The 9,886-nt window shown below is 62.1% G+C and carries 10 protein-coding genes and 1 pseudogene; 6 read left to right on the top strand and 5 right to left on the bottom strand.

All coding sequences use genetic code 11. From position 1 onward, the window contains the following. Together A2J01_RS32875 and A2J01_RS32870 are read right to left on the bottom strand one after the other, a co-directional pair. Window positions 1-211: pseudogene (locus A2J01_RS32875) on the bottom strand (MFS transporter); the annotation flags it as partial. Window positions 212-252: 41 nt separating this feature from the next. Then, entirely contained in the window at window positions 253-885 is a 633-nt protein-coding gene (locus tag A2J01_RS32870; protein WP_064114369.1) for a TetR/AcrR family transcriptional regulator, read from the bottom strand. A gap of 113 nt (window positions 886-998) precedes the next feature. Between A2J01_RS32870 and A2J01_RS32865 the strand changes: the two genes are divergently transcribed. The 4 genes from A2J01_RS32865 to A2J01_RS32850 all read left to right on the top strand — a co-directional run bounded on the left by A2J01_RS32865 (window position 999) and on the right by A2J01_RS32850 (window position 4,379). Beyond that, complete coding sequence (locus A2J01_RS32865) at window positions 999-1,343, top strand: zinc ribbon domain-containing protein YjdM (protein WP_003944988.1); 345 nt, start codon at window positions 999-1,001, stop codon at window positions 1,341-1,343. A gap of 89 nt (window positions 1,344-1,432) precedes the next feature. Beyond that, window positions 1,433-2,476: an ABC transporter substrate-binding protein gene (locus A2J01_RS32860; RefSeq protein WP_064114368.1), complete on the top strand. Its 1,044-nt coding sequence runs from the start codon at window positions 1,433-1,435 to the stop codon at window positions 2,474-2,476. Window positions 2,477-2,527: 51 nt separating this feature from the next. Next, complete coding sequence (locus A2J01_RS32855) at window positions 2,528-2,947, top strand: DUF1622 domain-containing protein (protein WP_007728052.1); 420 nt, start codon at window positions 2,528-2,530, stop codon at window positions 2,945-2,947. 31 nt (window positions 2,948-2,978) lie between these two features. After that, entirely contained in the window at window positions 2,979-4,379 is a 1,401-nt protein-coding gene (locus tag A2J01_RS32850; RefSeq protein ID WP_064114367.1) for a DUF2252 domain-containing protein, read from the top strand. Window positions 4,380-4,383: 4 nt separating this feature from the next. Here the strand turns inward: A2J01_RS32850 and A2J01_RS32845 are convergent, their stop codons facing one another. From A2J01_RS32845 to ypfJ, 3 genes are all read right to left on the bottom strand, one after another. Then, a complete protein-coding gene (locus A2J01_RS32845) occupies window positions 4,384-5,100 on the bottom strand; it encodes a hypothetical protein (RefSeq protein WP_064114366.1) in 717 nt (238 codons plus the stop codon). Window positions 5,101-5,102: 2 nt separating this feature from the next. Further along, window positions 5,103-5,732 (bottom strand): ArsR/SmtB family transcription factor, encoded by a 630-nt coding sequence (locus A2J01_RS32840; RefSeq protein WP_003944947.1) that lies wholly within the window; start codon window positions 5,730-5,732, stop codon window positions 5,103-5,105. Window positions 5,733-5,806: 74 nt separating this feature from the next. Next, window positions 5,807-6,730 carry a KPN_02809 family neutral zinc metallopeptidase gene (gene ypfJ / locus A2J01_RS32835; protein WP_003945028.1) on the bottom strand — a complete coding sequence of 308 codons (924 nt, stop codon included), beginning with the start codon at window positions 6,728-6,730 and terminating at the stop codon, window positions 5,807-5,809. Between the two features lie 163 nt (window positions 6,731-6,893). Between ypfJ and aspS the strand changes: the two genes are divergently transcribed. Both aspS and A2J01_RS32825 read left to right on the top strand, forming a co-directional pair. Beyond that, window positions 6,894-8,702: an aspartate--tRNA ligase gene (gene aspS, locus A2J01_RS32830; RefSeq protein ID WP_064114365.1), complete on the top strand. Its 1,809-nt coding sequence runs from the start codon at window positions 6,894-6,896 to the stop codon at window positions 8,700-8,702. Between the two features lie 18 nt (window positions 8,703-8,720). Then, window positions 8,721-9,686: a DUF389 domain-containing protein gene (locus tag A2J01_RS32825; RefSeq protein WP_042448764.1), complete on the top strand. Its 966-nt coding sequence runs from the start codon at window positions 8,721-8,723 to the stop codon at window positions 9,684-9,686. Window positions 9,687-9,886: the final 200 nt, after the last annotated feature.

Genomic DNA, 9,886 nt, shown 5'->3' with positions numbered 1-9,886 from the left:
CCGTCGTCACCCAGACCATGTGGTTGACGCCGTTCAATTCGCCCACGATGGTGGGCAACGCGGTACTGAAGATCATCTGGTCGAGCGAAGCCAGAAGCATCGTGATCATCAGCCCGACAAAAACGAGGATGATCGACCGTTTGTCCGGCGAGGCCTCGGTGTCGGTATGCGTGCCGTCGGGCTCGACGGTCGCAGCTTCTCGAGTGGACATGTAGTTCCTTAGTTGAGTGACGGCGGGTGCGAGAGTGTGGATCAGCTCTCGGACCTCAGTATTCGAGCCATCAGGAGTAGTGCCGGATCGAGCAAATCTGTTCTGGGGCTTGCCCGTTCACTGTTCTGCCATTTTCGGAAGACGTAACGCATCGCGGCGCCTGCGGTGATGACCGTTGCTGTGGCTTCGTCGGCAGCGGCTGTGTCCGAGTGCAGGCGGCGATACTCGGTTCTGTTCGACAACTCCCGCGTGAGGATCCGGGTGAGCGTGTCTTCAAGATCGTGGAAGGTGGCCAGATGTTGTTGCAACAGCGTGGGATGACGCTCGAACAATTCGCGTCGATGCGCGAGCAGATCGGGTCGCTCGTCGACGATTTGCATCGCCGCCTCGAATACCGCGAGGGCGCCGCGCAGCGGATCGTCCGGGTGCTTGCCGATGAGCGTGAGCATGGTCGTCTCACTTGGCACGACGAGCATGAGCCCACCGATCGCTGCGTCCTTGGTGGGGAAGTAGTTGAAGAACGTGCGGGTCGACAGATTGCAGGCTTCGCAGATTTTCTCGACGGTCACTTCGTCATAGCCCAGGTCGAGAACGAGTTCGACGGCGGTGTGCTCGATCAGCTGCCTCGTCGCAATTCGTTTTCGTTCGCGCAATCCGAGAGTTTCGGTTCCCATTTCATCCATAATTGCACAGAGTGCAAAGTTTCATCGAATGCAATATTTCGCCCAAGAATGCCTCATGAAATGCAAAAATGGGGATCGGGTGCCTGGTGGATAGGATGAACCGCGTGGAAGACACCTTGCCCCCTTGCCCTGAATGCGCCGGCGAATACACCTACGAGATGGGCGCGTTGATGGTCTGCCCGTCCTGCGCGCACGAGTGGGCGCCGACCGATAGTGCCGGCGAGGACCTGGGTGTGGTGAAAGATGCCGTAGGCAACATTCTTGCGGACGGCGACACGGTGACGGTCGTCAAGACGCTCAAGGTGAAGGGCAGTCCGACCGGCATCAAGTCAGGTACGAAAGTTCGCAACATCCGCCTTGTCCAGGGCGTTGGTGACCACGACATCGACTGCAAGGTCGACGGCATCGGACCGATGCAATTGAAGTCGAGCGTCGTCAAGAAGGTGTGACCGGACAGCGATAGTTGTCGGCTCGAAATCCTGTTCAGTTTCGACGGTTCGATAGCCACAATCGAGGTGATTCTCGACCGCTCGAACGAATGGACCGAACTGTGCCGAACTCGATCTGCCTGGCGCCCGCACTCGATAACACCGCACTCGATACAGAGGAGCAGTGGAAACGCATCGTCGATGCGCTGACGCGCAGGGGTTTCCTCGGCGCCGGGCTCGGTGCCGCGGCCGCGACCTTGCTGGCAGCGTGCAGCAGTGACGAAAATGGCTTGGAGTCAGGCGGTCTCGTCACGGTGCAGGACGAGACGGGCAGTGTCGAGATCCCTTCGGATCCGCAGCGAATGGTCATCGCCCATGTCAGCGCCATGGCGACGGTGCTCGACCTCGGTGTGCCGCCGGAGAAGATCGTCGGCGGCTTCTTCGGTCTCGAGGGTGTGAGCGGTGACGCGGTGTTGCGCACGATGCCAGAGGCTGCGAACATCCCGAACCTCGGCACGGCGGGAACGTGGAACAAGGAAGCAATCATCGGCGTGTCGCCGGATCTGATCGTCATGCTCCTGACGGCCGGAAATGCTTACGCAGCAAAGTCTTACGACGAACTCTCTGCCACAGGCGTGCCGGTGTTCGCCGGCTTCAACGGGTTCCTCACGTGGGACGAGATGAAGAAATTGGTCACCTCGATGGGCGTCGCGGTCCGACGCGAAGACGCGGCGGCCGAATTGAACGCGCGAACGGAAGGCCGACTCCTGGCAATCAAGGATCGACTCTCCGCCCTCGGTTCGTTGCCGTCGGTGACCCTCCTCCGCACCGGCGAGAACGGTGTCGTCTACAACCAGGTCGGCGCTCTTCTCGACGCCCTCGGTTTCCCCGGCGAACGAGCTACATCGGAGGAGTTCACGCGCACACTCACAGCGGAGCAACTCGATCAGGTGACCAGCGACGTGATCATCGTGGGCGCATTCCAGGACCAGCAGGACGTCCGCGCGCAGTTGGCAATGAACCCGCTCTGGGAGCGTCTTCCCGCTGTCCGCTCGGGGAACGTCCATTACGTCGACGACAGCCTGTGGGGCTCGGGCTATTCTCCCCGCGCCACCGAGCTGCGACTCGACGACATCGAGCGGATCTTCAGCTGACGCCGTCGTGTCACCTCGACTTATCGGTGCATTACCTCGAGAATCATGACCATGGACAAAATCAGGTTCTTCGAGCTGGTCACCGAATGGTTCGAGGTACTCGGTGTTGTCGCCATGGTTCTCGGGTTCGTGTTCGCATTCGTGATCGCGGGGCGCGCATGGAGTCGAACGCGGGACGGTAGTTCGGCGTTTCGTACTCTGCGCGAGACCATGGGCGCGGTCATCCTTCTCGGCCTCGAGATCCTTGTCGCCGCTGATCTGGTGAAGACGGTGACGTCGTCGCCGTCGCTGACAGACGCCGCAGTTCTGGGCATGATCGTTCTTATTCGGACCGTGCTGAGCCTGTCGATTCAGATCGAGATCGACGGGGTACTTCCGTGGCGCAAGGCGTTGGTGTCAAGTCCGGAACTCCTGGTACGCGCAGCGCGCGGATCAGGAGGCCGCACGACGCCCGACGCGTCGAGTTCGTAGCGATAGCCGTTGCGAGTGAAAGGTCGGGCAGATGACAGCAGTGCGTACCGAGCATCTCACGGTCGACGAAAGGCGGGCGCGCGGCCGTCAGGCGCGTAGAGATACGCCATTGGCCGCGCTCGCGGATCTGGCAGAGAGTGACCGTGATCCGATATCACTGCTCGAATTGCAGGCGAAGTCGCGGGTACAGGACCTGGTGCCCATCCGATACGGGCGGATGTCGGCATCGCGGTTCTCGTTCTTCCGCGGCGCTGCTCTGGTGATGGCCGACGATTTGTCACGCAGTCCGGATTCGGGTCTTGCCAGCCAACTCTGCGGCGACGCGCACCTGAGCAACTTCGGTATCTATGCGACGCCCGAGCGAAAGCTCGCGTTCGACATCAACGACTTCGACGAAACGTACCCGGGACCGTTCGAATGGGACGTGAAACGACTGGCCGCAAGTTTGGTGATCGCCGCAAAGGACAACGGATTTTCGGGCAAGGAGCGAAAGAAGATCGTTCGCGGATGCGCGGCCGAGTATCGGGAAACCATGATCACCCAGGCAGGATTGGGAAATCTTGCAGTCTGGTACTCGCACATCGCACCCGAGGACGGGCTCGAGGCTCTCCAGATCGACCTGAAGAAGCGCATGCTTGCTCGCACACAAGCGACGCTGGACAAGGCTCGTCGCCGCGACAGTGTGCAGGCGGCAGGCAAGTTCACCGAAATCGTCGACGGCCGGCGGCAATTCATCAGTGATCCGCCGCTGATCGTGCCCGCAAACGAGTTGTTCGCAGGGACCGATCTCACGCAGATCGAGGAGTTGCTACGTCAGCGCGTTCGGTCGTATCGGAGCACGCTGCAGTGGGACCGTCGGGTGTTGCTCGAAAGCTTCGAGATGACGCACATTGCGCGGAAGGTTGTCGGTGTCGGGAGCGTCGGAACACGCGCATGGATGATCCTCATGAAAGGAGTCGACGACGACGATCCGTTGATCCTGCAGGTCAAGGAAGCGCAACCCTCGGTATTGTCCGGCTACGTCGATGGTCCGACCTTCAAGAACGAAGGGGAACGCGTCGTCAACGGGCAACGCTTGATGCAAGCGACAAGCGACATCTTTCTCGGCTGGGAACGAGGGCCGGGGCTCGACGAGGGTGAGCACGATTTCTACATTCGTCAACTGCGTGACGGTAAAGGGTCGGCAGTCATCGAAGAGATGGTGCCGCAGGGGCTGGAACTCTACGGGCGCCTGTGCGCCAGGGTCCTTGCCTACGCACACGCTCGCTCGTCCGATCGGATAGCGATCGCCGAATATCTCGGTGAGGGAACCGAATTCGATTTCGCGATCGGGGAGTTCGCGGCTGCCTACGCCAAGCGCAATGCTCGCGATCACGCCGCTCTGCTGACCGCGATCGACGACGGTCGCGTGTCAGCAGAGCGGGGAGTGTGACGACTCAGGCGAACGCGCCGTCGAGCCAGCCCTGCCACGCTGCCGTTGCTGATCCACCGTCAGCACCCTCTGCGAAGAGGTGATGGGCCGCGTCGACGGTGCCGCCGAAAGCACTTCGGCCGTAGAACCGCAGCAATGCGTCCTGGGTGCGCAAGCCGATGAACCAGTCGTTGATGTAGTCGACAATCGCGTCGACGGTTCCGATTCCGGGGACTTCCACCGACGCGGAGTCACCGACAGCGGCGCCCGAGGTGATTCCGAGGGCGCTGCGAAGCGTTCCCATCGCTTGCGGTGCGGAAGAGGATTCCGGGCCTTCAGCCGAGACATAGGTGGTGGGCCTGCCGGCGAAGTACCGCACGTACTGGCCGAGACTGTGCAGGTAGAAGTCCGTGTGCTTGCTCGCGCCGTCGTACTGGTTGTCCCAGTCATCGGCAAACACTCCGGCGTGGACGTAGCGGACAACGGCGGTGCCCTCGTCGCGGGCCTCGACGACGTATTCGAGGTTGTTGAACCAGCCGTCGGGGCCTTGCATGTGGATGGCGAGTTCGCGGGGTGGCTCCCACGTGGCGATGATCGGGCTGTCCGGGCGGCTGCCGTCGGCGGGGATCTCGAGAGGGGAGGGGAACATCCAGCCGGCCGTTTCGGCCGAGATGGCGGCCCAGATCTGCTCGGGGGTTCCTGGGACGACCACCTCGCGGCGGATTTCGAATTTCTCGGACATTGCTACTTCTCCGTTTCGGGCGCGTCGATCGCTTGGGTTGTGATGGTTTGGGGTGTGGTGAGGCTGGGATGCAGGGCGACAACGAGGCGGTGTTTGCGTCCGCCTTCGGAATTGCCGTCGTGATACTTGGCGACGAGTGAGTTGATCGACTCGCCGAGTTCGCCGGCGAAGGCGGCACGGTCGGCCGCCGTGGCAAAGGTGATGTCGCTGTCGATGGCAAAGGACGCCAACGGTTTTCCGGCTGCAGTTGCTCCGGCGATCAGTTCGCCGACCTCTCGGACGATCCGCGCTGCGAGAGTGACGAGCCAGCGCGCCGAGAGTTGATCGGGGAACCGGCCCGGGTCCGGGGCGAGCGCCGACATGGCGGCAGGGGATATGACGTACGACGCGGCACTGGCCTGCATGATTCGCTCGGTCATGTTGCCTCGCTTGCGTTCCTCGACGAGCTCGACAAGTCCGTGGTCTTCGAGAGTGCGCAGGTGGTAGTTCACCTTCTGGCGTGTCAGCCCGATCCGGGGCGCCAGCGAGGATGCCGATCCCGGCACCGCCAATTCGGCCAGAATCCGTTGCCGAATCGGATCGAGCGACGCCTCGGCAGCTCCGGGGCGATCGATGACTGCTACGTCCAACATGAGAAAACCATCCCACCGACAACTAAATCTGTCAAGACAGAAAAAATTGTCGGTGGGATGGTTTCGGAGATTCGCTATCGCTTGAGGTCGGGCGGGTTGTTCAGATCCCGCGCCGAGTACGTGTCACACGACGAAATCTGGCCGGTCTGGTATCCGGTCATGAACCACGCCTGACGCTGTGCGGAGGAGCCGTGTGTCCAACCTTCAGGGTTGACCCGACCGGTCGTGGACTTTTGGATACGGTCGTCGCCGACCGACGAGGCGGCGGACAATGCGTCGCGAATGTCGTCTTTTGACAAGGGCTTCAGGAACGGTTGACCGGTCGCCTGATCGGGAATCGTGTCCGCAAAATGTGCCCAGACGCCTGCGTAGCAATCGGCCTGGAGTTCGGTGCGAACCGCACCCGACTGCTCACCCTGCGGGTCGGCCTGCGCGCGGCCGATGTCGCCGAGCTGATTCTGGATGTGATGTCCGAACTCGTGCGCGACCACGTACTCCTGTGCGAGCGGTCCGGCGCTGGAACCGAAACGGTCGACGAGTAGTTGGAAGAAACTCGTGTCGAAGTACGCAGTCTGGTCGGCCGGGCAGTAGAACGGACCGACGTCACTAGACGCCTGGCCGCAACCGGTGTTGACCGAACCGCTGAACAGAATGACTTCGGGTCGCACGTACGCCGTGCCGGTCTGCTTGACCAACTGCTGTTCCCAAACGTCGTCGAGGCTTCCGACGGTCAGTGTGACGCGGCAGTTCACATCGGCGTTTGCCTGAGCACCGGTGCACTCGTCGACCGACGACAGTCCGGTCGACGAACTCGAAGTCTCGGTAGACGTACCCAGGAGTGAGCCGGGGTCACCGCCGAACAATAGCGCCAGGATCAGAACGATAATGCCGCCCGCGCCACCGCCGATCGCGATTTTGCCGCCGCGGCCACCGCCACCCCCGCCGCCTTGAACCTGAACGCGTCCCGCTTCGCCGCGGGCCCCCTCGTTGAAGGTCATCTATGTCCGCTTTCTGCTGTCGTGAACAAGTGCTTGCCGTCACTTCTGGAGATAGCTTCGCATGCGATGCGGGTCCGCGTTTCCGCTCTGTGCAGTTCGCTCCGTAGGATCGCAGGCAAAGTAGTCGGTCGTCGGTTATTGGAAGTAGTTCGAAAGGAATCCCGTGCTGCGCACACATCTCGCCGGTTCATTGCGACCCGAGCAGGCAGAGCAGACCGTAACGCTCACCGGTTGGGTAGCCAGGCGTCGTGATCACGGCGGAGTGATCTTCATCGATCTCCGTGATGCATCCGGAGTTGCGCAGGTAGTTTTCCGGGCAGGTGACGTGGCCGAGCAGGCGCACCGTCTGCGCGCGGAATACTGCGTTCGCGTGACCGGAACGGTCGAGGTTCGCCCAGAGGGCAACCAGAACTTCGAGATCCCCACCGGAGCGATCGAGGTCAACGCCACAGAACTCGAGGTTCTCAACGAAAGCGCACCGCTGCCGTTCCAGCTCGACGATCAGGTCGGCGAAGAAGCGCGCCTCAAGTACCGCTACCTCGACCTGCGCCGTGAGGGCCCCGGCTCCGCAATTCGCTTGCGCTCCAAGGTAAGTGCTGCAGCGCGCGGCGTTCTCGCGCATCACGAGTTCGTCGAGGTCGAGACTCCGACGCTCACGCGTTCGACGCCAGAGGGTGCCCGTGACTTCCTCGTACCGTCACGCCTTCAGCCCGGTAGCTTCTACGCACTGCCGCAGAGCCCGCAGCTGTTCAAGCAGCTACTCATGGTCGGCGGCATCGAGCGCTACTACCAGATCGCGCGTTGCTACCGCGACGAGGATTTCCGCGCCGATCGTCAGCCCGAGTTCACTCAGCTCGACATCGAGATGGCTTTCGTCAACCAGGACGACATCATCCTGCTTGCCGAGGAAATTCTCACGGCGCTCTGGAAGCTCGTCGGCCACGAGATCAAGACGCCGATCGACCGCATGACCTACACCGAGGCAATGCGTCGTTACGGCAGCGACAAGCCGGACCTGCGTTTCGACATCGAACTCGTCGAGTGCATGGACTTCTTCAAGGACACGACGTTCCGCGTGTTCCAGGCGGAGTACGTCGGCGCCGTCGTGATGCCCGGCGGTGCAAGCCAGCCGCGCAAGCAACTCGACGCCTGGCAGGAATGGGCCAAGCAGCGTGGGGCCAAGGGTCTGGCGTACGTGTTGGTCGGTGCAGACGGCACTCTCGGTGGACCTGTTGCCAAGAACCTGACCGACGCCGAGCGTGAGGGCCTGGCCGTCCACGTCGGAGCTCAGCCGGGAGACTGCGTCTTCTTCGCAGCTGGTGCAACGAAGCCGATGCGCGCCCTCCTCGGCGCTGCCCGTGGTGAGATCGCCCGCAAGAAGGACCTCATCGATCCTGACGCGTGGGCCTTCGTGTGGATCGTCGACGCTCCGATGTTCGAGCCGACCGCCGACGCCACTGCATCCGGTGACGTCGCTCTCGGCCACTCCGCGTGGACCGCCGTGCACCACGCGTTCACGTCGCCGAAGCCGGAGTTCTTCGACACGTTCGACACCGATCCGGATTCCGCTCTCGCCTACGCGTACGACATCGTCTGCAACGGCAACGAGATCGGCGGCGGCAGTATTCGTATCCACCGCAAGGACATTCAGGAACGAGTGTTCAAGGTGATGGGTATCTCCGAGGAAGAGGCGCAGGAGCAGTTCGGCTTCCTCCTCGACGCCTTCGCCTTCGGTGCGCCGCCGCACGGCGGAATCGCATTCGGCTGGGACCGCATCACCGCGCTCCTCGCCGGCATGGATTCCATCCGTGAGGTCATCGCGTTCCCGAAGTCCGGCGGCGGCGTCGACCCGCTGACGGATGCTCCGGCACCGATCTCGGCTCAGCAGCGCAAGGAATCGGGTATCGACGCGAAGCCCGAGAAGAAGTCAGAGGACAAGAAGTCCGAAGGCGACACCGGCGAAGCCAAGTAGAGCCGACACCGGATCGCCATGCTGCATTTGCGGGTGATCTGCCCGACCGAGCGCACCGAGCAAGTTCTCGGTGCGCTCGCGTCGCAGCGGGGCGCGACACACATCGTCGTGATGCGCGATGTCGCGGTTCATCCTGCCGGCGACATGGTGGAGGCCGACGTCGCCCGTGAGGCGGCAAACGACGTCGTCGATGCCCTGAACGAACTCGGCGTCGCCGAGGACGGCGGAATGACGCTCGTACCGGTCGAGACGGTGTTGTCGGCGTCGGCGCGCAAAGCCGAGCGTGACGTGCCTGGTGATCCCGCGGATTCCGTCGTGTGGGAGGAATTGCTGTCCCGCACTCGCGAAGAGTCGACTCTCAACGGATTGTTCGTCGCGTTCCTGACCATTGCGTGTCTGCTGGCCGCGATCGGCGTCGTCACCGACTCTCAGATCACGATCGTCGGCGCCATGGTCGTCGGTCCGGAGTTCGGTCCGCTGGCTGCTTTGGCAGTCGCACTCGTACGGCGAGATCGACGGTTGCGTCGACGTTCGATTCTCGCGCTTGCCGTCGGATTCCCCATCGCGATGGGCGTGACGCTTGCCGCAACGTTCGTGGTGAAGTTCTTCGGATGGATGGACGTCGTCAGTCTCGAGTCACTCCACGAGGTCGATTTCGTATACAAGGTCGGGCCCATTTCGTTTGTCGTCGCGCTTCTTGCCGGTGCGGCTGGGATGCTGGCACTCGTCTCGTCGAAGTCCGCTGCCTTGGTCGGGGTGTTCATCTCTGTCACCACGGTTCCTGCCGCCGGTTTCGCGGTGGTTGCGGCAGCAAACGGAGAATGGCGGATCGCCGGGTTGTCGTCTCTGCAACTGGCTGTCAACCTGCTCGGGATCGTCACTGCCTGCGTGCTTGTTCTCTGGCTCAGAACCCGGGCCGACGAGGAATTCGAAGCAGCGTTGAAAGGCATTTCTCGATTTGTCGACGAGGACAAAACTCCATGACGTCGCCGGTTCGGAGTTCTGCTCACCGACAGCAAAATTCTCGAGAGAACTGTGTGCCGGTGTGGCGATTGGGGACTTTTGTCATCACCGCAGGTAGTCGGCAATTTCTGTTGCTGTGAGGCCTTGAATTCTCCGCTGCGAGCGGACGAGCTGGGCATGATCGGAGTCACTAACGGGTAAGTTGGTCGGTGATGACCGCA

Origin of the sequence: Rhodococcus sp. EPR-134, assembly GCF_001647205.1 — a bacterium.
GTDB classification, from domain to species: domain Bacteria; phylum Actinomycetota; class Actinomycetes; order Mycobacteriales; family Mycobacteriaceae; genus Rhodococcus_F; species Rhodococcus_F qingshengii.
Note: the sequence above shows the minus strand (reverse complement) of the source record. Positions and strands in the feature narration are given on the sequence as shown.